The organism is Qipengyuania nanhaisediminis, assembly GCF_900115585.1.
In the GTDB taxonomy this organism is placed as follows: Bacteria; Pseudomonadota; Alphaproteobacteria; order Sphingomonadales; family Sphingomonadaceae; genus Qipengyuania; species Qipengyuania nanhaisediminis.
The window spans coordinates 145,342-171,644 of the sequence record NZ_FOWZ01000004.1 but is presented as its reverse complement, the minus strand read 5'-3'; the positions used below and the strand labels follow the sequence as shown (position 1 = coordinate 171,644).

Below are 26,303 nucleotides of genomic sequence, written 5' to 3'. Positions count from 1 at the left end.
GTGGTTCAACGGCCTAGAACGGGCGTCGGCTATTGCGGTTCCTCAGTTTCGGTTTCCTGGGCCGAGCGAATTTCTGCCAGCCAGCCAGTCAGATCGGCAGCGCTGCGCTCCGCGGTCTCTTCCATCGGGATATGCCCGATGCCGTCATAGGCGACGAGCGTGGCGTTCGGGATATTGCGCGCATACCATTCGCCGCCCTCGAAGGGCACCAGCGCATCTTCTTTCCCCCACATGACCAATGTGGGGACAGTCATCGCTGCGGCCTGTTCGGCGGTGAAGCCCTCGCGCGGGGTGCTGAAGCGCTTTCGCGTGGCGGCCCGATTGCCGGGATAGCGCGCCATTTCCCAATAGCGGTCGATCGCTGCATCGGTCACGACAGCCTGGTTCGAGACACTTTGCGACAGGCTTTTCGCAACCAGGGAGCGGGGGAGCATCTGGCTGAGGCCGTTCCCGACCACCGGCATCGAAGCGAGCTTGAAAGCGAGGTTTCCCGAGCCTTCACGTTCTATCGGTGCGCCAGAAGCATCGACCAGCACAAGTCCGTCGAGCCGCTCCGGGTTCTCAAGCGCATAGGCCATCGCGATCCAGCCGCCCATCGAGTTCCCCGCCAGGGTGAAAGTGTCGAGAGACAGCGCGTCAGCAACCGCATCGACATCCGACACGAACGCCTCGCGGGTGTATTCCGCATCGGGGGCGGCGCCTGTCAGTCCGTGGCCGCGCTGGTCGTACCGCACCACGCGGTAGTCTTCCCGGAGAATTTCGGCCCAGGGTTGCCAGGTATGCAGATCGGCGTTGGAGCCATGCAGGAGCATGATCACGGGCGCATCGCGCGGCCCCTCGTCGCGCAGATGGATCTCGCGTCCGTCGGCAAGCGTCAGCGCTCGCGATGGAGCAGCGCCGTATTTGGCCCACATCTCGTCACGGTCGGTGTCTGGCGTGCGCAGAAACAGGAAGGCTACCAGCCCGATTACGAGGATAACGGCAAAAATACGGAACACCCACTTCACTGCGGCATCTCCTCGATCCAGCGGCGCACGGCATCGGCGCCCTCACGGTCAATGGTCGCCTTGCCAAGCTCCGGCATGGCCACTCCCGGCTCGTTGCTCAGCATGCGGTGGAGCAGGATGGATTCCTGCGGCTTGCCCGGCACGACGTCGAAGAGCAGCCCCCCGGCCCCTCGTCCAGCCGCCACGGGACGTTTCATGACGCCGATCGCATGGGGATCGTCCTGTTCCCAGCGAAGGTCCAGCCCGCTGTTGGATGCAGTCGCACCCGGACGGTGGCAATGGGCGCAATTTACATCGAGGAATGCGCGCGCCACGGCATTCGTGCCGGCCGGCGAACGGTCTTCCCAAACCGGGAGCGTGTCAGCGCCCTGCGGAACGACTCCGATGTTGGCCTCAAGCCATTCGCGCGAAAGATTGCGCGCCTTGGGACCGATCGGGACGACCGCATCGTTGAGGCCGTGGCATTCTTTGCACTGGTTCTTGTTGGGCACCCGGTAACTGATCTTTTCGCCTTCGGGCGTCGTGACCGGGACGCGCGCACCAGCGATAGCCAGGCGGGCCTGCGTCTGTTCCTCGTTCCAGACATAGGGAAGTGCAAGCCAGCCATCCGCGCGGTGCAACAGGACGCGGGTTTCGATCAATCGGCGCTTCTCACCTTCGCCAAATGCGAAGGTCTTGATCAGGGCGGTGCCGACCGGGAAATCGATCAGACCCTCCCCGTCCGCCTGCATCTTGTTGCCCTGCGGCACGTAGACAAAACGAAGCTTTTCCGCTCCGTCCGAATAAAGCGGTGTATTCAGGCGATAAGGGATCACGCCGAGCGTCGGCACTTGGGCGTCCGCATGTATGAAGAAGCCGAATTCCTCCAAGGTGCGCGGCAATGCCTTGCCCTGGATTGCTGCATCGGAGACTTCTGGCGCCATCCTGCGCGCTTCGACTGCCGCGGCAGAGGCGAAGGCGAGCAATGCGCAGAAAAAGACGCCAAGGTGCTTCATGATTGAAGGCGGGCGTCCAGTTCGGCAGGCGCGCCGATGCCGCTGCGGTCAAAACTATCTGCAGGCGCATCGACCGTCATCAGCCCGGGCTGCGCGCCGCCCAGCCCCTTACCCGCTTCTGGCAAGTTGAGGCTCCAGCCCATGGTGCCCTCTGCGGCAGAGAGCGAGCCAAGGCCGTCCCACAGCACAGGAGGCAATTCGCCGCCGAATGCCGCAAGCAGCATCTCGGCACCGTCGAGCTGCGGATCGTAACCGCCGCCATCGAACTGGTTCGGCCCGACCACCACTTCGCGCGGCAAGGGATTGTAGCGATCGTCGTCGTAAGGCTGCGTGTAGGCGATCACCATGACCGGTGCGGTCGGGTTGCCCGAGAGGATGTTATCCTCGATCAGAACATTCTCATTCGCCATCACCATGATGCCGGTCCCGCGCCGAACACCCGCCACGATATTGCCGGGAGGCGCGAAATTCGGCGTGTCGTTCGCCACCACGAGGTTGTTCGCAACGATCACATTGCCGCCGCCCATCACCGGCAGGTTGGGAAGGTCGAAGACGAGGATGCCACCCGTATTCCGGGTAGCAATATTGTGTTCGACCAGCGCGTTGCGGCTGTTCTCGATCTCGATCCCCGCCACATTCGCTTCGGCGATCGAGTTGCGCACGGTGATCCGATTGGACTGGCCGACGTAGATACCCGCATCGCTTGCCCCGGTGACCTTGACGCCATCGACCAGCACGCCGGTACTCTCGACCGGATAGATGCCATAGGCTCCGTTCTCGGCATGGGGACCGCGGGTCCAGGTGACGCGGATGCGGTGATAGACGATGTTGTCAGCGCCTTTCGACTTCACGCCGTCGCCCTTGGGATTTTCCAAGGCGAAATCACGCATGGTGACATTGTCCGAGGTGACGAGAAGTCCCTCGCCCGCGCCTTGTTGCCCGGTGAAGTCCAGAACCGTCCCGTCCATCCCAGCACCGCGCAAGGTCACGCCATCGACATCGAGGCTAAGGCCGTCGCTCATCGCATATCGCCCTGCTTCAAGGACGATCTCGTCCCCGGGCTGGGCAAGGATCAGCGCTTCCTGCAAGCGCTCCTGCGCGCCTTCTCCCGGCGAAATCGTGTGGGTTTCGGCCAGCAGCGGAGTGGTGCTTGCGAGCAGCGTCGCGGCGAATGCGGTGCGGATCATGTGTGTCTCCCTCTCGGCCCACATAGTGCCGCTATCGGGAGCTATTGCAAGCGTCTCTAGCGCGTCGTGAACGAGCAGATTGCCGCCGAGGTGCCGACGACCTCGATCGCTTCGGGATCATCTACGCGGCGCAGGCGCTCGAGGAATTCGGCCATAGTGAGCGGCACCGCGCTCTCGCCGTCGCGCGCCTGGAGGTTTTCCAGCTTCCGCAACTGGTTGAGCGACAGCCGCTCCGCCATGCGGCTACCCATGCAGGCCGCGACGGGCTGTGAGATACCCTTGTCCACCAGCACGCTCTCGATGCGCCCCGCCGTGACGCGTTCGATCCCGCCGAAATAGCCCCAGGCGAAAAAGCCGAGGATCGCCACCAGGGCGATGCCGATGATTGCCTTACGCATGGGTTAGTCGAGCGCCTTCACGATTTCTTCGACCATCTTCTTCGCATCCGACAGCAGCATCATGGTCTGGTCCATGTAGAAGACATCGTTGTCGACTCCCGCATAACCCACGCCGCCCATCGAACGCTTGATGAAGAACACCTGCTTGGCCTTATCGACGTCGAACACGGGCATGCCGTAGATGGGCGAGGATTTGTCGGTCTTCGCCGCCGGGTTCACAACGTCGTTCGCGCCGATGATGAAGGCGACATCGGCCTGCGCGAATTCGCTGTTGATGTCCTCCAGCTCGAAGACCTTGTCGTAGTCGACGCTGGCTTCGGCGAGGAGCACGTTCATGTGCCCGGGCATGCGGCCTGCGACGGGGTGGATCGCGAACTTCACGTCCACACCCTTCTCTTCGAGGATGTCGGTCATTTCGCGAAGCGCGTGCTGTGCCTGTGCCACCGCCATGCCGTAACCCGGGATGATGATGACCTTCTCTGCCTGTTCGAGCATGAAAGCGGCATCGTCTGCGCTGCCCTGCTTGTAGGGTCGTGCTTCGCGCGCTTCGCCCCCGCCGGCGCCGTCTTCAGCGCCAAAGCCGCCTGCGATCACCGAGATGAAGCTGCGGTTCATCGCGCGGCACATGATGTAGCTTAGGATCGCACCCGACGAGCCGACCAGCGCGCCGGTGATGATCATCGCCGTATTACCCAGCGTAAAGCCCATCGCCGCCGCAGCCCAGCCCGAATAGCTGTTTAGCATCGAGACCACGACCGGCATATCCGCCCCGCCGATAGGGATGATGAGCAGGAAGCCGATGAGGAAGGCCAGCACCGTCAGCACAATAATCAGCGGCATGGTTTCGGACGGGCCGGCCATGGCGAACAGCGCGGTCAGCACGATGATCGCTGCCAGTGTGCCAAGGTTGATGAGGTGCCGACCGGGCAGGAGGATCGGCGAACCGCTCATCCGCCCCGACAACTTGGCAAAGGCGATGACCGAGCCGGAGAAGGTAATCGCACCGATTGCGATACCGAGACCCATCTCGACCTTGGAAACTGCGCCGATGCCGTCGCCGACCAGCAGGCCGAATGCGCCCGGATTGAGATAGGCCGCCCAACCCACCAGCACAGCGGCAAGCCCGACGAGCGAGTGGAAGGCCGCGACCAGTTCGGGCATTTGAGTCATCGCAATGCGGCGGGCGATGGTGATGCCGATGATCGCGCCGATGGCGATGGCGACAAAGATTTCGCCGAACGAAGCAAAGTCGGGCAAATATATTGCCGAACCATCTGGAAAGTTCGGACCAGGAACAATCTTCTCTTCCCGAACCGTTGGGAAGTGCGTCACCAGCGTGGTGATCACCGCGATCAGCATGCCGATCATGCCGAAGCGGTTGCCCGTCCGGCTGGTCGAGGGCGAGGACAGTCCGCGCAGCGCGAGGATGAAGAACACGCCCGACACGAGATAGGCGAGCGCGACCCACGGGTTCACCGCCTCGCCGGTTGCGGCATGGGCGGGTGTGGCTAACACCATGAAGGGTGCGGCGAGGAGAAGGCGACGCATTACTTCTTCTCCTTCTTCTTGTACATCGCCAGCATTCGCGCCGTCACCGCGAAGCCGCCGAAGATATTCACACTGGCGAGCACGATGCCGAGAAGCCCCAGCCACTTCGCCCCCGGGACATCCGCCGCCGCCGCCGCAATCAGCGCGCCGACGATGATTACCGAAGAGATCGCGTTGGTAACCGCCATCAGCGGCGTGTGCAGCGCAGGCGTGACCGACCAGACCACGTAATAACCGACGAAGCACGCCAGCACGAAAATCGACAGGATCGAAATGAAGTCCATTGTCGTGACCCCTCCCCGGGTCAGGTAATTACTGCGTCGACAGCCTCTCGTTCACGACCTTGCCGCCTTGCGTCAGCCGCACCGCATCGCCGATTTCCTCGTCGAGGACAGGCTTGCCCGCCTCGCTATCCCAGAAGGCAGAGAGAAAATTGTAGAGGTTGCGCGCGAACAGCGCCGATGCGTCGGCTGCCAGATGCCCGGCCGTGTTCGAATAACCGATTATCTGCACACCGTGTTTCTCAACGGTCTGGTCAGGCTGTGAGCCTTCCACGTTCCCGCCTTGGGCCACGGCAAGGTCGAAAATGACGCTGCCAGGTTTCATGCTGGCGATCTGGGCGTCCGAAATCAGGCGCGGTGCATCGCGGCCCGGTATCAGCGCGGTTGTGATGACGATGTCCTGCTTGGCGATGTGTTCGGACACCAGCTTGGCCTGCGCCTGCTGGTACTCCTCGCTCATCTCGGTCGCGTAGCCGCCCGAGCCTTCGCCCTCGATACCAGCAACTTCCTCGACGAAGACCGGCTTCGCGCCAAGCGACTGGATCTGTTCTTTCGTGGCCGAACGCACGTCGGTCGCGCTTACCTGCGCGCCCAGACGCTTGGCGGTGGCAATCGCCTGAAGTCCAGCAACACCGACGCCCATCACGAAGACCTTGGCTGCCTGCACCGTGCCGGCAGCAGTCATCATCATCGGGAATGCGCGGCCATAGACATTGGCCGCAGCCAGCACGGCCTTGTAGCCCGCCAGGTTGGACTGGCTCGAGAGAACGTCCATGCTTTGCGCACGTGTTATGCGCGGCATGAATTCCATCGACAGCGCTTCCAGCCCTTCCTTGGCATAGGCTTCGACGCGCGCTTTCTCGCGGAACGGATCGAATGTCGCAGCGACCCACGCACCCGGCTTCGCACCCGCAAGCAGCGCCACATCGGGAGCCTGCACGCCAAGCACGATGTCGGCGCCTTCCACGACCTTTGCCGCCGCGGCCACTTCGGCCCCGGCGTCGCGGTAGGCTTCGTCGGTGATGGAGGCGCTTACCCCTGCGCCTTCTTCGACCGCGACATCAGCGCCCAGTGCGATGAATTTTTTTGCCGTTTCCGGCGTCAATGCGACGCGGCTTTCGCCGGCGCCCCTCTCAGCCAGAACAGCGATCCGCATCTAGTGCGCGCTCAACCGGAGATCAGGATGACGACGATCGCGGTGATGATCGCAATTACGGGAATTGCCCACTTAAGCATTCCGATGAAAGAGCCATAGGTCTTGCTATGCGCTTTCATGTCGTTGCCCGGTTCCATACTCAGTCCCTCAAATGTTAACTCATTCCCCGAACCCCTAGAACGCTGATTAATCTTCGACAAGTGCCTGAATTCCCCGATCCACCGCCGAAATTCAGGCTTAATCGCCCCTTTACCCATTTGCGATAGACCCTTGGGCAGCGGGCCCGCGATCATGCAGGCGCGCCGAAGGGAGTATGCGGGACCATGGCGAGTCAGGAAGGCCGTCTTCTCATGCTGATCGACGACGAGCCGGCGCAAAGCCGCCTTGTCACCGCCCTCGCCGCGCGCGAAGGATGGCGTACTCTCGTGGTCGAGAGCTGCGACGAAGCGCTGCAAACGCTGGCGTCGAAGGAAGGCGCCCAGATCGGCGCGGTCCTGCTAGACCAGTGGGTGCCCGGCGACGGCGCCTGCGATTTCATCCGTACCCTCAAGGCGGACCACCCGAAGATTCCCGTCATGATGCTGACGGCAAGCACCTCGCCCTTGCTGGCCGTCGAGGCGATGCGCGCGGGCGCCACCGACTACCTGATCAAGCCTATCGCGCCCGAACGTTTCCTCTCCGCCCTGCGCAGCGCCACGCGCCGCGAAGCGCCGAAGGACGAATTGCAGCCCATGACGGAAAAGCTCTCCGAAGTGCTGGATTTCGATGCCATGGTGGGCACGGCGGCGCCGTTCCGCACCGCTCTCGCCAAGGCAGCCACCGCCGCGCGCGGACACGGCCATGTCCTCGTCGAAGGCGAAACCGGCACCGGCAAGGAGATGCTGCTGCGTGCCATGCACCAGGCATCGACCCGTTCGAAGGCGCCGGTACGCCTGGTGAATTGCGCAGGCATGCCTGGCAACTCCCTCGAATCCCTTCTCTTCGGCCACGAAAAAGGCGCCTTTCCGGGGGCATTCGACAAGCAGGTGGGCCTGATAGATCTCTGTGACGGCGGGACACTGATGCTGGACGAGATCGACCGGATCGATCTGGCGATCCAGGAACGTCTCGCAGAAATGCTCGAGAGCGGTATCGTCAGGCCGACCGGCGCATCGCACGGGTTCAGGGTCGATGTCCGCGTATTTGGCGCGAGCGACGTTCCTCTCGACATCCTGATCGAAAACGGCGAGTTTTCCGAGGCTTTGCGCGACAAATTGTCCGCCACCAGCATCTATCTCCCGCCGCTGCGGGACCGATTGGGCGACATCCCCGCCCTCACCCGCTATTTCCTTTCTCGCATCGCCGAACAGCCGGGTCTCAAGCACCACTCGATCGCCGATAGCGGCCTTTCGCTGCTGGAAGCCTACGATTGGCCCGGCAACGTCCGCCAGCTCCAGGCTGTGCTCTTCCGCGCGTCGGTCTTCTGCGATGGCGAAGCACTCACGGCCGAAAGCTTCCCGCAGCTGGCCGAATTGCTTGGCGACGGGCACCGAGGCGAAAGCCGTGCCCGCGGGCTTGGCGTGCTGCTCTACCAAGACGACGGCAATTTGCGTCCGCTGGAAGAAATCGAGGCCGACATCATCCGCCTGGCTATCGGACACTACCGTGGACGCATGACCGAAGTCGCGCGCCGTCTCGGGATCGGCCGCTCGACCCTCTATCGCAAGCTTTCCGACCTCGGCATCGACAACGCTGCGTGACGGGAGGCCCGAAGAAACCCATCGACGACCCCTTGGTTAGGGGCGTCATGCTGGCGGCTGGCGCCGCGTGGCTGGGCTCGATGGCCATCACCCTAGCTAATCCCCGGCGGCGCAGGCAGTTCTTCGCCAACGTCGCAAAAAGCCAAAAGGAAAGCGCCGTTCGCGAAGCCGAACGCGTGAAACGGGCCCGCGCCGAAGATCTCGCACGAAAAGCTCGAAGGGCAGAAGAGAAGGCCGAAAATCAGCGTCGTTACGATGCCGAGTTTATCGACCGGACGCTGAGGGTGACCAAGCCCTATCCGGACGCGCTAAAAGTCACCCGAACTGGAGGCTGGGGCGGTGCCGTCGGCTTTCATAACCGCAGTGAGATTGCAGACGCTTCAATAGATGCGTTTTGGAGCCACTGGGACGCTCGGGGCAACTTCGAGGCGCGGATCGGCAAAGAGTTCGTCGCAGGGGAATTCTACGACCGAGACGGGTACGGCATCGCGCCGGGCGGCGAATTCGTTGGGACAGCGAACGATTACCTTACTGAGGAACAGGTCGCTATTATCCTCCGACTTCTAGGTGGTGAGGGCGGCCCGGACGAAGTGACATTCCACCGGATCAGACGGTAGTCTTTTCACGAGGGAAGCTGCGAGCTTCGAGGCTGAGCATCGACAACGCTGCGTGATCTGCTAGAAAGCGGGTCGAACCGAACGGGAGTAATTCAGGTGAACAAGGGACACCGCTGAGGCGGAACGACTGTCCACGTGGCTGCAATCGCGGCCCGAATTGCATCTGAATTTTCCGAGGTAACACCATGCAAAAACTGAATGAAAAATTGTGCGTCGTCACCGGCGGCGCGCGCGGTATCGGCAAGGCTGTCTGTGCAGCTTTCAGGGCCGAAGGCGCGCGCGTCGTCCTGACCGATATCGACGAAGCCGAAGGTAGGAAAGCAGCCCAGGAGCTTGGCTGCGAGTTCGCCCGGCTGGACGTGGCGAGCGAGGCGGACTGGAACGCTTTTGCACAAGCGTTTCCGGCAATCGACGTGCTGGTCAACAACGCCGGGATCACCGGCTTCGAGGACGGCCCTGCCGCGCACGATCCGGAGAACGCCAGCCTCGCCGAATGGCACCGCGTCCATGCGGTCAACACCGACGGCTGCTTCCTGGGCTGCCGCTATGCCCTTCGTGCGATGAAGGCCAAGGGCGCAGGATCGATCATAAACATGTCCTCACGCTCCGGCCTTGTCGGCATTCCTGGTGCCGCCGCCTATGCGGCAAGCAAGGCGGCAATGCGCAATCATTCGAAGTCCGTGGCGCTCTATGCTGCGCAGAACGGCTGGGCGATCCGCTGCAACTCGATCCATCCTGCCGCCATCCTGACCGACATCTGGGAGCCAATGCTTGGCGACGGTCCCGATCGCGATGCGCGCATGGCGGCGCTGGTCGCCGATACGCCCCTGAAGCGCTTCGGCACGGTCGAGGAGGTTGCCGCGCTCTGCGTCTACCTCGCCAGCGAAGAGAGCGGCTATATGACCGGCAGCGAGCTCACGCTCGACGGCGGATTGCTGGCAGGCTCGGCAGCTTCTCCGGGTAGCTAACCCGGCAGGTCGCTGAAGTCGGTCAGTGCTGCGTCCCTGAGGCCGCGCCATACGTTGCGCGCCTGCACGGTTTCGGGGACGTCGTGCACTCGCACCACCTGCGCCCCGCCCCGCATTGCCTCCAAGGCCAGGGCAACGCTGCCTCCGAGCCTATCTTCCACCGGCGCTTCCTTGCTCAGCGCACCGATCATGCGCTTGCGGCTTGCCCCGAACAGGAGCGGGTGGCCCAGCGCATGGAACATCGGCAGGGCGTTGATCAGGGCGAGATTGTCGGCCAGCGATTTGCCGAAGCCGATCCCGACATCGAGCATGATGTTCTTTGCTTCGATCCCCGCCTCAAGCGCGGCGTCGCGGCGTGCGCGCAAGGCATCGAAAACGTCGAATACGACCGCGTTATAGTCCCCGTTCGCGTGGAGATCTTCGCCCCCCGCTCCCGGCGCATGCATCAGCACGACGGGGCATCCGGCGGCAGCGACCACTTCTGCGCTGCGCGGATCGTGCTTGAGACCCGAGACGTCGTTCACGAGGTGGGCGCCAGCTTCGAGTGCGGCCTCCATGACCGCGGCCTTGCGTGTATCGATGCTGATGGCGGCCCCCATCGCGGAACAGGCCTCGATCGCCGGTACAACGCGCTCGATCTCGTCGCCTTCCCATAGCGGCTGCGCACCCGGCCGCGTGCTTTCGCCGCCGATATCGATGATCGCCGCCCCGGCCTCGAGCATCGCGGCAGCAAGCTCGCGCTGGACGTCGGGCTTATCCATGAACTCGCCGCCGTCGCTGAAGCTGTCTGGCGTCACATTGAGGATGCCCATGACCTGCGGCTGGTCCAGCGCGACCGCGCGGCTGCCGAGTTGCATGGGCGGATGCGCCAGGGTGAGGTTGGCCCATTGCGCCTCTGCCTCCGCACCGACCTCGTCGGGCAGGGCGCCCAGCACCTCGTCGATCGTATCGACCGAGGCGAGAAGCCGTTCGACAACCTCCCCGTCGCGCCGCAGGATCACGGCGAAACGGCTGGCATAGACCATGGTCCCGGCAAGGCGGATGGCATTTCCATGTTCGGATTGGGGACCCGGCGCGAAGCCGACGGGTCGGATGTAGACATGATCGCTCATAGTAGGACTGTCCTAGCCGATTGCCGACAGGATGGAACACATGGAACACGGTCCTGGGGGAAGAATTTTCCCCGAAGTGAAATAGCCGCCCCTTCCAGAGGTGTAGCCCCCGGAATAAAGGTAACCACTGCTGTAGGACAGACGCTGGCTCGCCTCGACCAATCGTTGAAGCAAGAGAGTTCACGATTGGTCCATCTGGCTATGTGCGGCGGTCTCGCAAAATCGGCGACCGGCTTACTTCGGGGAACTGCGATGGGCGCTCGCCCATTGCTCGGGTTGCAGACCGCCCGGTTCCCTTCCGGGAGCAACACGAGATTTCAATGTCCCATCAAATGACCCTCCAGAGCATTCGCCCGGTCACTCACGATGTCCACGAACTGACGTTTGAGAAACCCGACGGGTTCGATTTCCGCCCCGGTCAGGCAACCGAACTCGCGCTTGACCGTGACGGCTGGCGGGACGAAAAGCGCCCCTTCACCTTCACTTCGCTGCCAGGCGCGGACCACCTGCAGTTCACTATCAAGTCCTATCCTTCGCACGATGGCGTCACCGAGCAGATCGGCATGATGAAGGCGGGCGATGGCGTCATTATCGAAGACCCGTGGGGCGCGATCGAAGACAAGGGGCCCGGTGTGATCATCGCCGGTGGCGCTGGCCTCACCCCATTTATCGCCATCCTTCGCGCCCGGCAGAAAAGCCACGGGTCGCTGGACGGCTACCGGCTAATCTTCTCCAACAGCAAGGAGAAGGACATCATCCTTCGCGAGGAGCTCGAGAACATGCCGGGGCTCCAATTGGACCTCGTGCTGAGCGACGAAGACGTCAACGGGATCCACCATGGCCAGATCGATGGCGATTTCCTCGACAATGCCGGTCTCGATTTCGGCAGCACATTCTACCTTTGCGGGCCGCCTCCCATGGAAGGCGACGTGTCGGACGCGCTCAAAGCCAGAGGTGTGAGCGAGGACCGGTTGGTTCGCGAAGAAGAATAGGCTCCTCCGCCGGACCGAAGCGCCGCTCGCTCAGTCCTCGACTGCCAACAGGTACAGCTGGCGTGCGGCATCGATAGGCTTCACATCCTTGCCGTCCGCACCATCGACTTCGTAATGCCAGAAGGTCCAGCCGTTGCAGCTGGGCGCACCTTGTAGCTCCTTGCCGAGACCGTGGATGCTGCCCGTCTGTTTGCCGCAAGCAAGCGAACCGTCGGCGCGCACGGTCGCTTTCCAGCGCCGCTTCTTGTCGAACAATTCGGTGCCGGGCTTGAGATAGCCGTTTTCGACCAGCGCGCCGAAAGCGACCTTGGGCGCGCTGCGGCCGGCCTGCATCGTGGTGAGTGCGCTTTCGTCGAGCGGCAGTTCCTTTTCGATCCGCTTCAGCGCGGCATTGCGATAGACGCCTTCGCGCTCGCAGCCGATCCACTGGCGGCCGAGGCGCTTGGCCACCGCGCCGGTCGTGCCGGTGCCGAAGAAGGGATCGAGCACGACGTCGCCCTTTTCCGTAGTCGACAGCAGTACACGGTAAAGCAGGCTTTCGGGCTTCTGCGTCGGGTGGACCTTGTGGCCGCCCTCCTTCAGCCGCTCTGCCCCGTTGCAGATGGGAAGAACCCAGTCGCTGCGCATCTGCAGTTCGTCGTTGAGCGTCTTCATCGCGCGGTAGTTGAAATGGTACTTCGCCTTCTCGCCCTGCGAACACCACAGTAGCGTCTCGTGCGCATTGGTGAAACGGGTGCCACGGAAGTTCGGCATCGGGTTGGATTTGCGCCAGACGATATCGTTCAAGATCCAGAAGCCCAGATCCTGCAGGATCGCGCCGACGCGGTAGATGTTGTGATAGCTGCCGATGACCCACAGCGCGCCGTCGGGCTTCAGGATACGCTTCGCCTCGGTCAGCCAGGCGCGGGTGAAATCGTCATAAGCCTTGAAGGTATCGAACTTGTCCCAGTCGTCGGTCACCGCATCGACATGGCTGCCGTCGGGACGATTGAGGTCGCCGCCAAGCTGGAGATTGTACGGAGGATCGGCGAAGACCAGGTCTACGCTGGCCGTCGGGATGGAGCGCATAGCTTCCACGCAATCGCCATCGAGGATCTGGCCCACGGGCAGTTCGAGCGGGAGCTCGACCGCCTTTGCGGTGCGCTGAGCGCGCGATTTCGTGGTCTCGATGACCCCCATTTGACCGTCCCCTTTGGCTTAGTTATCCACAGGGTGAGTCCAAACCGAGTCCACGTCAAGCAGCTTCTGGGTTGCATATCGCATCGACACACAACTCCTGAGGGAGAACGAAAGGAGTCCCCCACAAGATGTTGAGTCCGCACGGATTCGGCGGACTCAAGATGATGCGGTGTGGCCCGGAAGACTCTTTTCGTAGGTGTTTTCGGCTGGATCAGCTCTCGGCGGGCGGAAGACCCGGATCGACGCCGGTCAGGTCGATCGATTTCTCCCACAGGCGGGCAGCCAGCAGCGGGTCGCGGGCCGTGCGTGTCGCATAGGCTTTGCCCGATGCCTTGCCGCTCATTTCGCGGAAGCCCCAGCTGCCGAAATAGTCGCCGCCCTCGGCTTGCGGATCGGTCGCCGCCTGCAAGGCCGGGATGGCACCGTCCTCGGCAGAGTTGAGGGCAAGCCCGATGACGGGGCCGAAGACGCTGCCGAGCAGGCCCAGGTGGCGTGTCAGTTCCGTCTGCGCGACGCCCGGATGGCAGGCGATCGATACGACCGGCGAATTTGCAGCGCGCAGCCTCCGGTCCAGTTCGAGCGCGAAGAGAAGGTTGGCCAGCTTGCTCTGGCCGTAGAACTTCGTGCGCGAATAGCCGTGCCTCGCATCGAGATTGTCGAAATCGATCTTGGCGCCCTTATGCGCGATGGATGACTGCGACACGACCCGCGCACCGCCGTCCTGCGCCAGCTTGTCGAGCAACAGGCCGGTGAAGGCGAAATGTCCGAGATGGTTTACTGCAAACTGCGATTCCGCGCCGCCGATCGAGTGCGATAGCGGCGGCACCATGATCCCGGCATTGTTGACCAGAATGTCGATCTTTTTTTCGCCCTTGGCCTCTTCGGCGGCATCGCGGATCGAGGCGAGATTGCCGAGGTCGAGATGAAGGTAATCGAGATCGGCCTGCTCCGGTCCGCTCGCGATATCGTCCATCGCCGCCTTGGCCTTGTCCCCATCGCGGCAGGCGAGGATCACCCGCGCGCCCTTGCGCGACAGGCCACGGGCAATTTCCAGCCCGATGCCGGTATTGGAGCCGGTGACGATCGCGGTCTTGCCGCTCTGGTCGGGAATATCGGAATAGGCAAAGGTCACGCGAACATCTCCATCTGCGATACCGGAGCAAAGCTGCGGCGGTGCAGCGGGCTCGGTCCGTGTGTTCGCAATGCTTCGAGATGCTGGGGCGTTCCATAACCGGCGTTGCGCTCCCACCCGTAGTGCGGGAAACGCGTTGCCGCATCGCGCATGACACGGTCGCGATATTCCTTGGCCAGGATCGAAGCGGCACCGATGGCCTTTTCCTTCCCATCCCCGCCAACGATCGCGCGCGCAGGCCAGCGCCACGTGTCGCAGCGGCCATGCGGCGTCTGGTTCCCGTCGATCAGCACCGCTTCGGGCTCCTCTCCCAAAGCATCCACCAGACGGGAAACGGCGAGCGTCATCGCCAGCATCGTCGCCTGGAAGATATTGATGCGGTCGATCTCTTCCACGTCGACAATTCCGAGGCCCCAGGCACAATTCTCGATAATTTGCGGCTCGAGCGCGGAACGGCGGGCGGCGCTGAGCTTTTTGGAATCGTCGAGGCCTTCGGGGCACGGGTTGCACAAGACCACGGCGGCAGCGACAACCGGACCGGCAAGCGGTCCGCGACCGGCCTCGTCCACGCCGATAATGAGCGGGGCCTGGCCCAGACCTTGTTCGGGAGATGAAGAGATCATGAAACGCCTATCCGTAATTGCCGCCACCCTATCCCCGCTGCTGATGGCCGCAAGCTGCGGAGGCGGTTACTCCACCGATGGAGGCAGCTCGGCGACATCGACGCCAACCCCGGTTGCAGGGGAATTTTCAGGCGAATTCGCGATTACCGAACACGGATCTTTCGCCGACCCATGGGCTTCGGCCTTCCTTCCCGGCACCCGGATGATCTTCATCACGGAACAGGCAGGCAGCATCAAGTTCAAGGACCTTGCGAGCGGAAGGCAGGGCACTGTCACCGGCGTGCCCGAGGTCGATTATGGCGGCCAGGGCGGCTTGGGCGAAATCGCTTTCCTGCCGAGCGAGGCAGGCCAAGGCACCGACCGCCGCACGATCTATCTGAGCTGGGCAGAAGCCGGTGAGGGCGACACGCGCGGCGCCGTTGTTGGTCGTGGCACGCTGGTATGCGAACAGGCCGATGAATGCAGCATCGAAGGCTTGGACGTGATCTGGCGCCAGGCACCCAAGGTGACGGGACGCGGCCACTATTCCCACCGCATCGCTTTCAGCCCGGACGAACGTTATCTCTTCATCACGAGCGGCGACCGCCAGAAAATGGAGCCGGCACAGGACACTTCGAACACGCTCGGCACCGTGGTGCGCCTCAATCTCGACGGCACGCCTGCGGCCGGCAATCCGCTGGCCGGACAGGGCAGCCCCAGCAACCAGATCTGGTCGTGGGGCCATCGCAACCTTCTCGGCATCGATTTCGATGCGAGCGGTCGCTTGTGGGAGATCGAGCACGGCCCGGCAGGCGGCGACGAGCTGAATTTGGTCAAGCGCGGCGCCAATTACGGATGGCCGCTGCGCTCGAACGGCGATCATTACGACGGTGATAACATTCCCGACCATACCGCAGACGACGGGTTCGAGAAGTTCGCGATCAACTGGACGCCGGTCATCGCGCCCGGAAACATGATCTTCTATCGCGGGGACCTGTTCCCCGGCCTCAAGGGCGACGCGATGATTTCCGGCCTCAAGACCAAGGCCTTGATCCGGGTCGAAGTGGATGGCGAGAACGCGCGCGAAGTGGCGCGCTATGACATGGGCAACCGCATCCGTTCGGTCATCGAGGGCCCGGATGGCGCGCTCTGGGTCCTCGAAGACGGGGAAACGGGCCGCCTGCTGGAACTTCGCCCCGAATAAGCGAAACTTGGTCGACTTGATGGCGGCGCGGCACTAATCGCCGCGCCGCTATGGCGACAATCGTTCCCCTTTCCGCAATCGACCCTGCGCTGGTCGAGCAATTGCTCGACGCGGCATTCGGGCAGCAGCGGCACGCGCGCACCGCCTATCGGATCCGCGAAGGGGTCGATACGCTGGATGCGCTGAGCTTCGCCGCTCTCGACGAAGACGATTACCTCGCCGGAACCATCCAGCTGTGGCCCGTCGCCCTCGTCGATCCGGAGGGCAGGCCCCACCCGATGATCATGGTCGGCCCGGTTGCGGTCATGCCCGGACGGCAGGGTGAAGGCTTCGGCAAGGCGCTGATGGCGGCAAGTCTGGGTGCGATCCAAAGCGGTTTCGAAACGGGCGCCATGCCCCTCCCGCAGGTCATGATCGGCGACCCGGAATATTACGCACGCTGGGACTTCACCGCGCAGCATACGGGCGGTTGGCACTGCCCCGGTCCGTTCGAAAAGGAGCGCCTGCTGGTGCGTACCAGCAATCCCGGCGTGCTCCCGAACGAAGGCATGCTCGGACCGTGGCCCGCATAGAGTTGCGCTGAGCCGCGAGCCGCCCCAAATAGCGGGGCATGGTATATACCCCTCCCCCGGAACTTGCCGGACTATCGCTCGCCCAGATTGCGGAACAGATCGAGGCACGCAAGCTGCCTCCCGTAGAGCAATGGACGCCCGAACAGACCGGTGAAAGCCATATGCAGATCCAGGAGGATGGGACGTGGCTGCATGAAGGCAGCCCAATCTCCCGCCCGGCGATGGTCCGGGCGTTCGCGGGATTATTGAGGCGCGAGGACGGTGGCGGGCACTGGCTCGTCACCCCCTTCCAGAAGCTATCCATCGAGGTCGAAGACGCCTGCTTCATCGCCACCGACGTCAGCGAGACGGAAGGCAACCTCGCCTTTCGCATCAACACCGATGAACTGGTGGTCGCAGGGCCGGACAATCCCATCCGCGCGGCTGGCGATGCCGAGAAACCACGCCTCTATGTCCATGTCAGGCGCGGCTGCGAGGCACGCCTCAATCGCTCGACCTACGAACAGCTCGCCCAGATTGCGCTGGAGAACGGCGAGGACTGGAGTGTGACCAGCGGCGGAGAGCGGTTCTCGCTACTGCCTGCATGAGCGAACTGTTCGATCGCCTCACCCACTTGTTCGAGCAGGGCCATGCCGCGCCCTCGCCCGACCTGCTGAGCGACGAACGTTTTGCCGATCTTGACCGCACGGCCGATGCCGCAGTCCTCATCGCGGTGACGGATCGAGATGACCCGACTGTCCTCTTGACCCAGCGCCCACGCACCATGCGCGACCACCCGGGACAAGTCGCCTTTCCGGGCGGGAAGCTGGATGACGGAGAGCACGCGGTCGACGCCGCGCTGCGCGAAGCATGGGAGGAACTGGGCATCGAGCGTGAGCACGTGCGCGTGATCGGCACGACGGACCGCTATCAGACCGGCACCGGTTTCGACATCACGCCCGTTCTGGCCACCGTCCCCCACGACCTGCCGATCCGTCCCGACCCGCGCGAGGTGGAAAGCTGGTTCGAAGCGCCGCTATCGCTCCTCATGCGTCCCGAGAACTGGCAGGAAAACGAGGTCTTCTGGAAAGGCGCGATGCGCCGCTATTACGAGATGGACCATGAAGGTTATCGCATCTGGGGCGTGACCGCCGCGATCTGCATCAACCTCTCGCGGCGACTGGCGTGGACGGGCTGAGCGTTCTAAAGGCGCTGCCATGACCCGCCTGCCCGACACCGACTGGACCAAACGCGCCGACCTCGCCGCCCTCGTGGCTGCGCTGGGCGCGGACAACACCCGTTATGTCGGCGGTGCGGTGCGCGACACTCTGCTGGGTAAGGCAATCCACGATATCGACCTTGCCACGACGCTGGTTCCCCATGCCGTTATCGACCGCTGCAAGGAGGCGGGCATCCGTACGGTTCCGACCGGCATCGACCATGGAACGGTTACGGCAGTCCTGCCGGATGGTCCGGTGGAGATAACGACCCTTCGCCGCGACATCTCGACCGATGGCCGCCGAGCCACGGTCGCTTTCGCTGAGGAATGGCGAGAAGATGCGGCGCGGCGCGACTTCACTATCAACGCGCTCTATGCGCACCCGGAAACGCTCGAGATCGACGATTTCTTCGGCGGCTTGGAGGATCTTGAGGATCGCCGGGTCCGCTTCATCGGTGATGCACGCGAACGCATCCGGGAAGATCACCTGCGCATCCTGCGCTATTTCCGTTTCCAGGCGCGGTTCGGCGATGCTCCCGAAGAGGAAGCGATCGCGGCCTGCTCGGAACTGGCACATACGCTCAAGGGCCTCAGCCGCGAACGGGTTGCGATGGAATTGCTCGGCATCCTTTCCCTGCCCGATCCACGCGGTTCGATTGCGTTGATGGCAGAGCACGGCATCCTCGAGGTGATCCTGCCGGAGGCACGCGAGCGCGAGCATAGGGTCTTCGACGCCCTGATCGCGCACGAAGCCCGGCTCGACGTCGAGGGCGATCCCGTCCGCCGCCTTGCCGCGCTGCTTCCACCCATTGCCTCGATCGCCCAAGCCGTTGCCGCGCGATTGCGTCTGTCCCGGGCGCAGCGAGTGCGCCTCTCCTGCATTGCGGAGCGCAAGGAGGACGACGCCGCTGCCCCGCGTGCCCTCGCCTTTCGCGAAGGTATCGAGTGCGCGCGCGATCGCTTGCTGATCGCTGGCTCGGACATCGCCGCGCTGGCCGGGTGGGAGGTTCCCCAATTGCCGTTGAAGGGCGGCGAGATCGTCGCACGCGGGGTCGGTGCCGGACCCGAAGTCGCCCGCATCCTGCGAGCGGTCGAAGCACGCTGGGTCGAGGAAGAGTTCCCTGGCGCAGACCGTGTGGCCGAACTGCTCGACGAAGAACTTTCCGCCAGCTCGAAACCCTGATTGCTGCGCTGCAGCACGCAATCTCCACACTTCGTCGCGCATGAGGCTCAGTTCGGCCATAGCTTCAGCTTCGCTTAAGCTGCAATGCAACATAACGGGCTCACACGGTTGCCTCCCGGCGGTCGTTTTGTCATAGAGCGCCCGCTTCCCGGAGGGGGCATGCGGCACCGGCGTGAGGCTCTGTTCTCCGCAGCCGCTCAAATTTTTCGCAGGACCCTTAGCGCGCGCAGATGCGCATGGGGAACGCATAATCTGAACAAGTCTAGGAGTTCATTCATGAAAATCGCAAAGCTGGCTATCGCTGCCGTCGCTCTTGCCGCCACCCCCGCCCTCGCCAACGAGCAGGTCGCTGCAGGCGCAACCGTGACCGGTCCCGAAGGCAATGCCGTCGGCACCATCGTCTCGGTCGAAAACGGTCAGGCCGTGCTCGACACCGGCAAGCACAAGGTTCCGCTGGGCGTCGAAATGTACGGCCAGGGCGAAACCGGTCCGACCATCACCGTGACCAAGGCACAGCTCGACGGCATGATGGACGCGCAGATCGCAGAGGCCAACGCAAAGCGTGATGCAGCACTCGTGGTCGATGCCGCAGTGCTCAGCGCCGACGGCCAGCCGCTTGGCACCGTCTACACCATCGACAGCGAAGACATGGCCATCATCAAGAGCGATGCCGGCATCGTCACGATGACCCGCGACAAGTTCGCCCTGAACGCCGACGGCGCGCTGATCGTTCTCTACAACGCCGCCGATATCGCACCGAGCTTCACGCCGGTTCCCGAAGGCGCCGAAATCCTTACGCCGGCACAGGCTCGCGCAAAGCAGGCCGAAGCTGCTGCCGGCGATGCTGCCGAGTAAGCATCCGAGACAAATTCCCTGAGCCCAGTTTCAGGGTCGCAAGGGGCCGGGAGTGCGCAAGCGCTTCCGGCCTTTTTGCTATCCGAACCGATTGTCGCGCGGGAAGCCTTGCGGCGGCAGGCGTCCGGCACCGCCACGCGCGACCTTCCACTGCCACATATCGCCTTCGGTGCGGGTCCGGTCGCCCTTGCCGCCCATTGTCCAGCTAAGCCCTTCTTCCAGCTTGAACGTGGTCGCATCGGACAGGCCGCCATCGCGATAGCTTTGCAGCTTCACGCCCTGCCCCTTGGCAAGCCGCGGCAATTCTTCGAGGTTGAACACCACCAGCTTGCGGTTGTCGCCGACCACCGCAACGTGGTCGTGCCCCTGCTCGATAGCCCGCGCGACGACCAGCTTCGCATCGCCCTTGAGATTGACGACCTGGCGGCCCTTGCGGGTTTCGGCCAGCAACGCGTCGGTGGTGGCGGCAAAGCCTTTTCCGGTATCGGCGGCAAGGAGCACTTCCTGCCCTTCGCGATGGACGATGACCGCAGCGATCTGCGTACTCGCCTCGATGTCGAGGGTGTTGCGGACCGGTTCACCGAACCCGCGCGCACCGGGCAGCTTGTCCGCGCCCAGCGTAAAGACCCGTCCGTCGGCCCCGACCAGCAACAGCTTGTCGGTCGTCTGCGCGTGGAGGACGAAGGCGGGGCCGTCGCCTTCCTTGTACTTGAATTCCTGGTCCAGCGGCAGGTGACCCTTGGCCCCGCGCACCCAGCCCTTCTGCGAAAGAATGACCGTAACCGGCTCCTTCTCGATCATCGCGTCCATGCTGAATTCGACTGCCGGAGCAGCCTCTTCGATGGTCGTGCGGCGGCGGCCGAGATCGGTCTCGGGCCCGTATTCCTTGCGCAAGGTATTGAGGTCGCGCTTCAGGCGCGTGCGCTGGCGGGCCGGGGAGCCGAGCAGTTTCTCGAGCTCATCCTGTTCCCTGAGAAGCTCGTCCTTCTCGTTGCGCAGCTGCATTTCTTCCAGCTTGCGCAAGGAGCGCAGGCGCATGTTGAGAATCGCTTCGGTCTGCCGGTCGGTAAGCTTGAACTCTTCCATCATCACCGGCTTCGGCTCGTCCTCGGTGCGGATGATCTCGATCACGCGGTCGAGGTTGAGGAATGCGATGATATAGCCTTCGACAAGTTCCAGCCGCTTGGCGATCTGGTCGAGCCGGTGGCGGCTGCGGCGCTGGAGGATGTCGATCTGGCTGGCGATCCAGTTTTCGAGCAGTTCCTTCAGCCCCATGACCATCGGCGTGCGGCTGGCATCCAGCACGTTGAGGTTGAGGCCGAAGCGCGTTTCCATGTCGGTGAGCTTGTAGATGCTCTCCTTGAGCAGCTCGGGATCTACATTGCGGCTGCGCGGCACGAGCACGATGCGGATCGCTTCGTCGCTTTCGTCACGCACGTCTTCGAGGATCGGCAGCTTCTTGTCGGCAATCGCCTGCGCGATCTGTTCGATCAGCTTGCCCTTGGCGACCTGATAGGGGATTTCGGAAATGACCAGCTGCCACTGGCCGCCACCCAATCGCTCGATCCCCGCATCGCGATCTTCCGGTTTTTCGGCTTCTGCGGCGTGGAAGCGGCCGCGCACTCGGAAGGAACCGCGTCCCGTCTCGTAGGCGTGACTGATCGTGTCAGCGCTTTCGGGCACGACCCCGCCGGTTGCAAAGTCCGGCCCCTTGAACAGCTCCATCAGCCGCGCGTGTTCGACATGGGGATTGTCGATCACCTCGAGCGTCGCATCGACGATCTCGGCGACATTATGGCTCGGGATATTGGTCGCCATCCCCACCGCAATCCCGCTTGCGCCGTTGGCGAGCAGGTTGGGGAAGAGGCCCGGCATGATCTCCGGTTCTTCTTCCTCGTTGTTGTAGGTCGGGATGAAGTCGACCGTGCCCGCGTCCAGCCCCTCCATCAGGCGCATCGCGGTCTTGGTCAGGCGCGCTTCGGTGTAGCGGTAGGCCGCGGCGTTATCGCCATCGATATTGCCGAAATTGCCCTGCCCTTCCACGAGCGGATAGCGCAGCGCGAAATCCTGGGCGAGACGGACCATCGCGTCATAAGCGGCGGTGTCGCCATGCGGGTGGTACTTACCGATGACCTCGCCGACCACGCGGGCCGATTTCTTGAATCCGCTGGCGGGATCGAGCTTCAGCTGGCGCATGGTCCACAGCAGGCGGCGGTGAACCGGCTTCAACCCGTCGCGAAGGTCGGGCAGCGAACGCGCGGTGATCGTGCTCAGCGCATAGACGAGATAACGTTCCGACAGGGCGGAATCGAAAGGTGCATCCACGATCGCATCGAACGGATCGACGCCGGAATCATCGAGATCGGTAGTGGCCATACGCCCTGCCCTACCAGAGCCACGGCTCGCCTGTCAGCACGGAACGCAGAGCTGTCCCCACACGTTGCATGGGTAACACGAAATCAAGGAGTTACCTATGACAAAGCGGATCATGATCCTCGCCACCAACGGCTTTGAACAGTCGGAACTGATGAAGCCGAAGGCCAATCTGGAAGACGCCGGTTTCGAAACTACCGTTGTGAGTCTCGAAAAGGGCGAAATCAAGGGTTGGGACCAGAAGGATTGGGGCGACAGCGTTACCGTAGAGAAGACGGTCGATGAAATTTCCGACTGTTCGGGCTACGACGCGTTGCTTCTTCCCGGTGGCCAGATGAATCCCGACATCCTGCGCATGAACGAGCGTGCGATTGCCATCGTTCGCGAATTCGACATGGCCGGCAAGCCGATCGCCGCGATCTGCCACGCACCGTGGCTGCTCGCCGAAGCCGATCTTATCAAGGGCAAGACGGTCACCGCATGGCCCTCGATCCGGACCGACCTGAAGAATGCAGGCGCAAACGTGGTCGACAAGGAAGCGGTCGTCGATGGCAACCTCATCACCAGCCGTAACCCCAATGACATTCCGGCATTCAGCAAGGCCCTCATCGAAATGCTCGGTGAAACGGTCGAGAAGCGCGAACTCGAAAGCGCCTAACCGATAAAATACTCTCGAGGAGAGAGGATGACCCCGCCGCAGCGATGCGGCGGGGTTTTTCGTTCTCGGACCCATGGCGGCGCGCAAGCATTGGGGAATGCATGGGGAAACAATCACCGCTTCGCATGATCCTGATCCTGATGCTTGCCGCCATCGGTTTGTCCGCGGGTTCCGTCAGGGCGCAAGGCATCGCAGTGGCGGAAGACAGCGAGCCTTACGTCTACGAGGTAGAGCAACTCGAATTCGAGGCCGGGCCGACCGCTCCGCTCGATCTCGACACCCCGATGGGGCTGATGGAAAGCTTCCTCGCGGCAGGCGAAGCCGGCGACTGGGAAAGTGCCGCCGCCGGGCTCGACATGGCCAATATCGCCGACGGTGATCCGCAGGATCTGGCGGCGAAGCTGTACGATCTCGTCCATCGCTCCATCCCGGTAGACTGGACCGCCCTGCCCGACCGCCCCGACGCTGTCGATACGTCGACCAGCAGCGAAGACCCGATGGCAGGCGTGCCGCGCCGTTCGATCACCATCGGCAGGCTGGCGCTGGACAACCGGTCGGTCCCGATCCGTATCGCCCGCGTCCAGGCACCGGATGGCGAGCCGCTCTGGGTCTTCAGCCGCCAGACCATCGACAATGTCCCGGCGCTTTACGAAGTCTACGGCCCGACCGCGTTCGAGGAGATGCTGCCCGCGCCCATGCGCAAGCAGGCGTTCTGGACACTGGCCTGGTGGGAGGTCATCGCCTTGCCCATCATCCTGCTGGTCGGCGCGCTGGCCGCGGCGCTGACCTATTTCGCCCTCAACCGCTGGCGCAAGCGTCTCGACGAAGAGACCAAGCGCCACGGCGTCGTGAGCGCGGTCCACCTGCCGGCAACGCTGCTGGCCTTTGCCGGGACCATCGCGCTCGTCAGGGAGACCTTCTTCCGCCTCTCCGGTCCGGTGCGCGACCTGCTCGACCCGCTCCAGCTCATCCTCATCGTCGCCGCCATTCTCGGCATCGCGCTCTCCGTGATCGAGGCGCTCTTCGATTTCGCCACCGACCGCCGGACAACCAAGCTGGAGGCGCCGGAAAACAACGAAGACCGCAACTTCTACACCAAGCTCAGCGCAATCAGGCGGATCATCACCGCCACGCTGTTGCTGGCAGGCGCAGGCTTCCTGCTGGTCGCCAGCAATATCTCCACCACGCTCGGCTTTTCGATCATCGCGTCGGCAGGCGTGCTCGGCCTCGTTCTCGTCTTCGCCGCGCGCAAGGTGCTGGGCGACATCATGGCGAGCGTCCAGATCGCTTTCGCCCAGACTGCGCGGATCGGCGATGCGGTCCATTACGACGGCCAGTGGTGCTACGTCGAAAAGATCGGCTTCACCCATTTGCGCCTGCGCACCTGGGACGAGCGCCGCGTCATCGCCCCGGTCAGCGCCTTCACCAGCGAAAGCTTCGAGAACTGGACCAAGAAGGACGCCAGCCTGATGATGCATGTCGAGTTGGAACTCGACAATCGCGCCGATGTGGAGGCATTGCGCGAACCCTTCTCCCAATTCATCGAGAACGACGACGACGTCATCGATCCCGAAGATGCCGTTTGCGAAGTCGTCGACCAGAATGCCAAGGCGATGGTCGTGCGCTTCATGGTCCGCGCCGTCGATCCCAAGGTCGGCTGGGCTATGCATTGCCGCCTTCGCGAACACATGCTGGCAGCAGCCTCCAAGATGGACGCGGCGGCAGGCAACGAACCCGTCCCCGCCTACATCCCGCGCGAACGCGAAGTGCGCATGGACGAGGCGGGTTAGCCCCTGCTCATGTCGTGGCTTTCGGCAGGGATCGCCACGCTGAGGCCATCGAGGCCGTCCTCAAGCACGATCTGGCACGAAAGCCGACTGGTGCGGCGCACGCCTGCAGCAAGGTCGAGCATGTCTTCTTCTTCCTCGCTCGCTTCGGGCAGCCGGTCGAACCATTCCGCATCGACGACGACATGGCAGGTCGAACAGGCCATCTGCCCCTCGCACGTACCTTCCAGCGGCATGCCCGCCGCCTGCGCCACGCGCAGCAGGTTGTCGCCCGCATTGGCTTCGGCTTCCACCCGCTTGCCCTCGGTAGTGTGAAAAACGACCTTCATAGCGACCCCTGCGCCTGTGCTGCCTCGTTGATGATGCGGCCTGCTTCCTCGATTTCCTCGAGCGTGGTGTAGCGCCCGAAACCGAGGCGGATGGACGCCTTCGCGAGCTTCTTCGGCAGGCCGATCGCTTCGAGCACGTGGCTCGTGCGCCCCGACCCGCTCGCGCAGGCGGACCCTGCCGAGAACATCACATTACGGCATTCGCTCATCAGCCGGCCCACATCGAGGCCGCCGCCATTGGGGCCGCGCGGACGGATATTGAGGTTGCCATGATAGCGCGCTTCGGCACTGCCGTTGAGTTCCCACTTGTCGAAGATCTCGGTGGCCCGCTTCCAGAGCTTCTGCACGTGCTCGGCATCCTGTTCCATGCGGTCCTTGGCTTCCGCAGCGGCAGCGCCCATTCCCGCAATCAGCGCGGGCGAGAGCGTGCCGGAGCGAAGGCCGAATTCCTGTCCGCCGCCGGTCTGGACTTCATGCAGATCGACGCCGTCGCGCACCCACAAGGCGCCCACGCCTTTCGGCCCGTGGAACTTGTGCGCGCTGATCGCGATCATGTCCGCGCCTGTAACCTCTATCTTGCCATAGGCCTGCACCGCATCGCACAGGTAGAGCGCGTTGTTCTCCTTCGCCTTGCGGTGCCATTCGACCGTGGGCTGGATCACGCCGATCTCGTTGTTGACCTGCATCAGGCAGACCAGCCGGGTGTCCTGCGGCAGGTCCTGCTTGGTGTTGCACTGCCCGTCCTTGGCGACATTCAGCACATGGCACTTGCCCGCGTCCTTCGCCGTGTCGAGGACGGCGGAATGTTCGATGGCGGACACGCTGACAGTCCCGCCGCCCCCGTCCCTTGCCCGCGTGCCGCGAATGGCAAGGTTGAGCGCCTCGGTCGCGCCGGAGGTGAAGATCACCTTGCCGCCTGCGGGGAACAGCGCCGCCACCTGGTCGCGCGCGAATTCGATCGCAGCCTTGGCCTCGCGGCCGATCTTGTGCGGGCTGTGCGGATTGCCGAAGCCGGTGCCGCCCGGCCCGTCGAGCCAGCGCATCATCGCATCGCGCGATTCTGGGGCGAGCGGGGTCGTGGCCTGGTAGTCGAGGTAGATCATGCCGCTACCCGTGCCGGGCAAAGGCGACGAAGTTTACACCCTGTCACCCGCCCTGAACGCGTCGAGACGCCCGGAATTGCGGGATTTTTCGCACGAGCCACCAGGGTGACACCTTGCTGCCTTGCGCG

The 26,303-nt window shown here is 63.3% G+C and carries 27 protein-coding genes; 12 read left to right on the top strand and 15 right to left on the bottom strand.

Annotated elements, in window-relative coordinates; genetic code table 11:
• Window positions 1-29: 29 nt before the first annotated feature.
• From BM173_RS12180 to BM173_RS14470, 8 genes are read right to left on the bottom strand one after another with little or no spacing between them, the layout of a single operon-like run.
• Window positions 30-1,007, bottom strand: a complete 978-nt coding sequence (locus BM173_RS12180; protein WP_090482159.1) for an alpha/beta hydrolase — start codon at window positions 1,005-1,007, stop codon at window positions 30-32.
• Window positions 1,004-2,002 (bottom strand): SO2930 family diheme c-type cytochrome, encoded by a 999-nt coding sequence (locus tag BM173_RS12175; RefSeq protein ID WP_090482156.1) that lies wholly within the window; start codon window positions 2,000-2,002, stop codon window positions 1,004-1,006. Before BM173_RS12175 ends, BM173_RS12180 begins: the two co-directional genes overlap by 4 nt.
• Entirely contained in the window at window positions 1,999-3,189 is a 1,191-nt protein-coding gene (locus tag BM173_RS12170) for a parallel beta-helix domain-containing protein (protein ID WP_090482153.1), read from the bottom strand. Before BM173_RS12170 ends, BM173_RS12175 begins: the two co-directional genes overlap by 4 nt.
• Window positions 3,190-3,245: 56 nt before the next feature.
• On the bottom strand, window positions 3,246-3,587 hold the full coding sequence (locus BM173_RS12165) for a hypothetical protein (protein ID WP_090482150.1): 342 nt from the start codon (window positions 3,585-3,587) through the stop codon (window positions 3,246-3,248).
• 3 nt (window positions 3,588-3,590) lie between these two features.
• Window positions 3,591-5,105, bottom strand: coding sequence for an NAD(P)(+) transhydrogenase (Re/Si-specific) subunit beta (locus BM173_RS12160; RefSeq protein WP_090482770.1), 1,515 nt, complete (start codon window positions 5,103-5,105; stop codon window positions 3,591-3,593).
• Between the two features lie 29 nt (window positions 5,106-5,134).
• Window positions 5,135-5,419 (bottom strand): NAD(P) transhydrogenase subunit alpha part 2, encoded by a 285-nt coding sequence (locus tag BM173_RS12155; protein ID WP_006833497.1) that lies wholly within the window; start codon window positions 5,417-5,419, stop codon window positions 5,135-5,137.
• Window positions 5,420-5,447: 28 nt separating this feature from the next.
• Window positions 5,448-6,572, bottom strand: coding sequence for an NAD(P) transhydrogenase subunit alpha (locus BM173_RS12150; protein ID WP_090482147.1), 1,125 nt, complete (start codon window positions 6,570-6,572; stop codon window positions 5,448-5,450).
• Window positions 6,573-6,583: 11 nt separating this feature from the next.
• On the bottom strand, window positions 6,584-6,709 hold the full coding sequence (locus BM173_RS14470) for an aa3-type cytochrome c oxidase subunit IV (RefSeq protein ID WP_143089643.1): 126 nt from the start codon (window positions 6,707-6,709) through the stop codon (window positions 6,584-6,586).
• A 186-nt stretch (window positions 6,710-6,895) separates the two neighbouring features.
• Between BM173_RS14470 and BM173_RS12140 the strand changes: the two genes are divergently transcribed.
• The 3 genes from BM173_RS12140 (at window position 6,896) to BM173_RS12130 (ending at window position 9,896) form a co-directional block, all read left to right on the top strand.
• Window positions 6,896-8,311, top strand: a complete 1,416-nt coding sequence (locus BM173_RS12140) for a sigma-54-dependent transcriptional regulator (RefSeq protein WP_090482141.1) — start codon at window positions 6,896-6,898, stop codon at window positions 8,309-8,311.
• A gap of 80 nt (window positions 8,312-8,391) precedes the next feature.
• A complete protein-coding gene (locus tag BM173_RS12135) occupies window positions 8,392-8,928 on the top strand; it encodes a hypothetical protein (protein ID WP_143089642.1) in 537 nt (178 codons plus the stop codon).
• A gap of 185 nt (window positions 8,929-9,113) precedes the next feature.
• Complete coding sequence (locus tag BM173_RS12130; RefSeq protein WP_090482132.1) at window positions 9,114-9,896, top strand: SDR family oxidoreductase; 783 nt, start codon at window positions 9,114-9,116, stop codon at window positions 9,894-9,896.
• Here BM173_RS12130 and folP read toward each other — a convergent pair.
• Window positions 9,893-11,008: a dihydropteroate synthase gene (gene folP / locus BM173_RS12125; RefSeq protein WP_090482129.1), complete on the bottom strand. Its 1,116-nt coding sequence runs from the start codon at window positions 11,006-11,008 to the stop codon at window positions 9,893-9,895. The two genes, BM173_RS12130 and folP, sit on opposite strands and share 4 nt — an antisense overlap.
• A 332-nt stretch (window positions 11,009-11,340) precedes the next feature.
• Here folP and BM173_RS12120 point away from each other — a divergent pair, with 332 nt between their 5' ends.
• Complete coding sequence (locus BM173_RS12120; RefSeq protein WP_245755882.1) at window positions 11,341-12,000, top strand: ferredoxin reductase domain-containing protein; 660 nt, start codon at window positions 11,341-11,343, stop codon at window positions 11,998-12,000.
• A gap of 30 nt (window positions 12,001-12,030) precedes the next feature.
• On the opposite strand, the gene BM173_RS12115 is transcribed toward BM173_RS12120, so the two are convergent.
• The 3 genes from BM173_RS12115 to BM173_RS12105 all read right to left on the bottom strand — a co-directional run bounded on the left by BM173_RS12115 (window position 12,031) and on the right by BM173_RS12105 (window position 14,934).
• On the bottom strand, window positions 12,031-13,179 hold the full coding sequence (locus tag BM173_RS12115) for a site-specific DNA-methyltransferase (RefSeq protein WP_090482123.1): 1,149 nt from the start codon (window positions 13,177-13,179) through the stop codon (window positions 12,031-12,033).
• A 211-nt stretch (window positions 13,180-13,390) separates the two neighbouring features.
• Window positions 13,391-14,311, bottom strand: a complete 921-nt coding sequence (locus BM173_RS12110) for an oxidoreductase (RefSeq protein WP_090482119.1) — start codon at window positions 14,309-14,311, stop codon at window positions 13,391-13,393.
• Complete coding sequence (locus BM173_RS12105) at window positions 14,308-14,934, bottom strand: ribonuclease HII (protein WP_090482116.1); 627 nt, start codon at window positions 14,932-14,934, stop codon at window positions 14,308-14,310. The genes BM173_RS12110 and BM173_RS12105 overlap by 4 nt, the downstream gene beginning before the upstream one ends.
• Between BM173_RS12105 and BM173_RS12100 the strand changes: the two genes are divergently transcribed.
• From BM173_RS12100 to BM173_RS12075, 6 genes are all read left to right on the top strand, one after another.
• On the top strand, window positions 14,933-16,117 hold the full coding sequence (locus BM173_RS12100) for a PQQ-dependent sugar dehydrogenase (protein ID WP_090482113.1): 1,185 nt from the start codon (window positions 14,933-14,935) through the stop codon (window positions 16,115-16,117). The two genes, BM173_RS12105 and BM173_RS12100, sit on opposite strands and share 2 nt — an antisense overlap.
• 50 nt (window positions 16,118-16,167) lie before the next feature.
• Window positions 16,168-16,689, top strand: coding sequence for a GNAT family N-acetyltransferase (locus BM173_RS12095; protein ID WP_090482110.1), 522 nt, complete (start codon window positions 16,168-16,170; stop codon window positions 16,687-16,689).
• A gap of 38 nt (window positions 16,690-16,727) precedes the next feature.
• Window positions 16,728-17,276, top strand: coding sequence for a DUF1285 domain-containing protein (locus tag BM173_RS12090; protein ID WP_090482107.1), 549 nt, complete (start codon window positions 16,728-16,730; stop codon window positions 17,274-17,276).
• Complete coding sequence (locus BM173_RS12085; protein ID WP_090482103.1) at window positions 17,273-17,866, top strand: CoA pyrophosphatase; 594 nt, start codon at window positions 17,273-17,275, stop codon at window positions 17,864-17,866. The genes BM173_RS12090 and BM173_RS12085 overlap by 4 nt, the downstream gene beginning before the upstream one ends.
• Before the next feature lie 19 nt (window positions 17,867-17,885).
• Entirely contained in the window at window positions 17,886-19,070 is a 1,185-nt protein-coding gene (locus tag BM173_RS12080; RefSeq protein WP_090482100.1) for a CCA tRNA nucleotidyltransferase, read from the top strand.
• Between the two features lie 276 nt (window positions 19,071-19,346).
• Window positions 19,347-19,925, top strand: coding sequence for a hypothetical protein (locus BM173_RS12075; RefSeq protein ID WP_090482097.1), 579 nt, complete (start codon window positions 19,347-19,349; stop codon window positions 19,923-19,925).
• Between the two features lie 78 nt (window positions 19,926-20,003).
• Here the strand turns inward: BM173_RS12075 and parC are convergent, their stop codons facing one another.
• Window positions 20,004-22,301, bottom strand: a complete 2,298-nt coding sequence (parC, locus tag BM173_RS12070) for a DNA topoisomerase IV subunit A (protein ID WP_090482094.1) — start codon at window positions 22,299-22,301, stop codon at window positions 20,004-20,006.
• Window positions 22,302-22,398: 97 nt separating this feature from the next.
• Between parC and BM173_RS12065 the strand changes: the two genes are divergently transcribed.
• Together BM173_RS12065 and BM173_RS12060 are read left to right on the top strand one after the other, a co-directional pair.
• Window positions 22,399-22,956: a type 1 glutamine amidotransferase domain-containing protein gene (locus BM173_RS12065; protein ID WP_090482091.1), complete on the top strand. Its 558-nt coding sequence runs from the start codon at window positions 22,399-22,401 to the stop codon at window positions 22,954-22,956.
• Window positions 22,957-23,057: 101 nt separating this feature from the next.
• Complete coding sequence (locus tag BM173_RS12060) at window positions 23,058-24,746, top strand: mechanosensitive ion channel family protein (RefSeq protein ID WP_090482088.1); 1,689 nt, start codon at window positions 23,058-23,060, stop codon at window positions 24,744-24,746.
• Here BM173_RS12060 and BM173_RS12055 read toward each other — a convergent pair.
• Together BM173_RS12055 and BM173_RS12050 are read right to left on the bottom strand one after the other, a co-directional pair.
• Window positions 24,743-25,072: a 2Fe-2S iron-sulfur cluster-binding protein gene (locus BM173_RS12055; RefSeq protein WP_090482085.1), complete on the bottom strand. Its 330-nt coding sequence runs from the start codon at window positions 25,070-25,072 to the stop codon at window positions 24,743-24,745. The two genes, BM173_RS12060 and BM173_RS12055, sit on opposite strands and share 4 nt — an antisense overlap.
• Window positions 25,069-26,175, bottom strand: coding sequence for a cysteine desulfurase family protein (locus tag BM173_RS12050; RefSeq protein ID WP_090482082.1), 1,107 nt, complete (start codon window positions 26,173-26,175; stop codon window positions 25,069-25,071). The genes BM173_RS12055 and BM173_RS12050 overlap by 4 nt, the downstream gene beginning before the upstream one ends.
• Window positions 26,176-26,303: the final 128 nt, after the last annotated feature.

What these genes read in the sequence shown, in the direction of transcription:
- BM173_RS12140 (WP_090482141.1), top strand. Translation starts at nt 6,896, where the DNA reads ATGGCGAGTCAGGAAGGCCGTCTTCTCATGCTGATCGACGACGAGCCG.
- BM173_RS12165 (WP_090482150.1), bottom strand. Translation starts at nt 3,587, where the DNA reads ATGCGTAAGGCAATCATCGGCATCGCCCTGGTGGCGATCCTCGGCTTT.
- BM173_RS12150 (WP_090482147.1), bottom strand. Translation starts at nt 6,572, where the DNA reads ATGCGGATCGCTGTTCTGGCTGAGAGGGGCGCCGGCGAAAGCCGCGTC.
- BM173_RS12065 (WP_090482091.1), top strand. Translation starts at nt 22,399, where the DNA reads ATGACAAAGCGGATCATGATCCTCGCCACCAACGGCTTTGAACAGTCG.
- BM173_RS12060 (WP_090482088.1), top strand. Translation starts at nt 23,058, where the DNA reads ATGGGGAAACAATCACCGCTTCGCATGATCCTGATCCTGATGCTTGCC.
- BM173_RS12160 (WP_090482770.1), bottom strand. Translation starts at nt 5,105, where the DNA reads ATGGTGTTAGCCACACCCGCCCATGCCGCAACCGGCGAGGCGGTGAAC.
- BM173_RS12175 (WP_090482156.1), bottom strand. Translation starts at nt 2,002, where the DNA reads ATGAAGCACCTTGGCGTCTTTTTCTGCGCATTGCTCGCCTTCGCCTCT.
- BM173_RS12090 (WP_090482107.1), top strand. Translation starts at nt 16,728, where the DNA reads ATGGTATATACCCCTCCCCCGGAACTTGCCGGACTATCGCTCGCCCAG.
- BM173_RS12100 (WP_090482113.1), top strand. Translation starts at nt 14,933, where the DNA reads ATGAAACGCCTATCCGTAATTGCCGCCACCCTATCCCCGCTGCTGATG.
- BM173_RS12085 (WP_090482103.1), top strand. Translation starts at nt 17,273, where the DNA reads ATGAGCGAACTGTTCGATCGCCTCACCCACTTGTTCGAGCAGGGCCAT.
- BM173_RS12130 (WP_090482132.1), top strand. Translation starts at nt 9,114, where the DNA reads ATGCAAAAACTGAATGAAAAATTGTGCGTCGTCACCGGCGGCGCGCGC.
- BM173_RS12120 (WP_245755882.1), top strand. Translation starts at nt 11,341, where the DNA reads ATGACCCTCCAGAGCATTCGCCCGGTCACTCACGATGTCCACGAACTG.
- BM173_RS14470 (WP_143089643.1), bottom strand. Translation starts at nt 6,709, where the DNA reads ATGGAACCGGGCAACGACATGAAAGCGCATAGCAAGACCTATGGCTCT.
- BM173_RS12050 (WP_090482082.1), bottom strand. Translation starts at nt 26,175, where the DNA reads ATGATCTACCTCGACTACCAGGCCACGACCCCGCTCGCCCCAGAATCG.
- BM173_RS12105 (WP_090482116.1), bottom strand. Translation starts at nt 14,934, where the DNA reads ATGATCTCTTCATCTCCCGAACAAGGTCTGGGCCAGGCCCCGCTCATT.
- BM173_RS12155 (WP_006833497.1), bottom strand. Translation starts at nt 5,419, where the DNA reads ATGGACTTCATTTCGATCCTGTCGATTTTCGTGCTGGCGTGCTTCGTC.
- folP (WP_090482129.1), bottom strand. Translation starts at nt 11,008, where the DNA reads ATGAGCGATCATGTCTACATCCGACCCGTCGGCTTCGCGCCGGGTCCC.
- BM173_RS12055 (WP_090482085.1), bottom strand. Translation starts at nt 25,072, where the DNA reads ATGAAGGTCGTTTTTCACACTACCGAGGGCAAGCGGGTGGAAGCCGAA.
- BM173_RS12080 (WP_090482100.1), top strand. Translation starts at nt 17,886, where the DNA reads ATGACCCGCCTGCCCGACACCGACTGGACCAAACGCGCCGACCTCGCC.
- BM173_RS12075 (WP_090482097.1), top strand. Translation starts at nt 19,347, where the DNA reads ATGAAAATCGCAAAGCTGGCTATCGCTGCCGTCGCTCTTGCCGCCACC.
- BM173_RS12135 (WP_143089642.1), top strand. Translation starts at nt 8,392, where the DNA reads ATGGCCATCACCCTAGCTAATCCCCGGCGGCGCAGGCAGTTCTTCGCC.
- BM173_RS12115 (WP_090482123.1), bottom strand. Translation starts at nt 13,179, where the DNA reads ATGGGGGTCATCGAGACCACGAAATCGCGCGCTCAGCGCACCGCAAAG.
- BM173_RS12170 (WP_090482153.1), bottom strand. Translation starts at nt 3,189, where the DNA reads ATGATCCGCACCGCATTCGCCGCGACGCTGCTCGCAAGCACCACTCCG.
- parC (WP_090482094.1), bottom strand. Translation starts at nt 22,301, where the DNA reads ATGGCCACTACCGATCTCGATGATTCCGGCGTCGATCCGTTCGATGCG.
- BM173_RS12095 (WP_090482110.1), top strand. Translation starts at nt 16,168, where the DNA reads ATGGCGACAATCGTTCCCCTTTCCGCAATCGACCCTGCGCTGGTCGAG.